A 1,195-nucleotide genomic window follows, 5' to 3' on the forward strand; every position below is an offset into this window, starting at 1 on the left:
GTTGTCATGGCAGCGCGGCAATGGACAGCACTGGACCTGTTACAGAACCCCTAGAGGTCAGTGGAAAATCCAGCCCTCAGATTTTGCCCTGGGACAAAAGGAAGTGATTCCACGCAATGATATCTCCAGAGCCATTGACCTGGCCAGAGAGCATTATCGAACGGTTTTGCGGGAGCTTGGATATGTTAATGAAAGCGGTTATCTATTCAGCAAAATTATAAATAAAGGCGAACTGAATATTCAGTTGATGCTGGATACAGTGACCGCCAATGACAGCAACCAGCCTGAGTACTTTTTCTCATCCCGGGACATTCGCCAGATCGAAAGAGACGTCGATCTGGCCTTTACCCGGTTGCTGGGTTATTCAGGCTTGCCTGATGACATGACGGACCGTTTCACGGTGCTGGTGTCTCTGAGCCCCTGGCTAAAAAGTGGTCTCTATATCACCGGCGAGGGGGCCAAGCTGGTTTTGGATGGCAGTTTCCTGGACTCTGATCTTGCCCCGTTTCAGTCCACCGCTCTGGCTGAGCTGGCTCCAGACAGCGACCGGGGCAGCTCAATTCTCCTTCACTATTTGTCCATGGTCATTTATGAGCGGCTGCAACCGGAGGCGTTCTGGAACGATTTCAGCGCCTTTCACGGGGATGCAAGTTGCCAGCCGCTCCGGAAGTCGACGCCGGTTCCCGATACGATTCAAGATGACACTCAGGCTGTGTCACCTCTGGCACGCCAATCCAGACTCCATTTTGTTGCGGAGTCACTGACGGCCCTGATGCAAAACCGGATTTTACCTCCGGCTTCAGCCTCAGCTTTGAATACGCTGCTTTACAGACAACCTCCTGGCAATGACTTGCCGGACGATCGTCGTATGGCTCTGTATCAAGGCTGGAACCATCGTTTTCAAGTGATTGCAACGGCCATCAAACAGCAACAGGAAATGGCTGATTTACAAATCAGCCTGGCCAAGGCTGATGGTTGGGATTACAGCGGCGAGCGCGAGGTACGGGTGAATGGTGCAGGCCAATGGTTTCAGTTGACCCGTACCCGATATTTTACGCTGCTCCAGGATTACCCGACAGGTGCCATCCTGGAATTCTCACGTCATGACCCGATAGCAGAAAGCCTCCGGCAAAGTGACAGACAGCAGCACTAGCAGCCTGTCGGACTTAAGGCTGTCCTACTGCGGTTGCAATAA

1 protein-coding gene is annotated in these 1,195 nt (G+C 52.6%); it reads left to right on the forward strand.

Annotated features, from left to right (window positions below; all coding sequences use genetic code 11):
- A partial coding sequence (locus KDK16_RS02415; protein ID WP_257274495.1) for a hypothetical protein occupies positions 1 to 1,153 on the forward strand: 1,153 nt, incomplete at its 5' end.
- Positions 1,154 to 1,195 lie beyond the last annotated feature (42 nt).

The organism is Endozoicomonas sp. SESOKO4 (genome assembly GCF_024606275.1).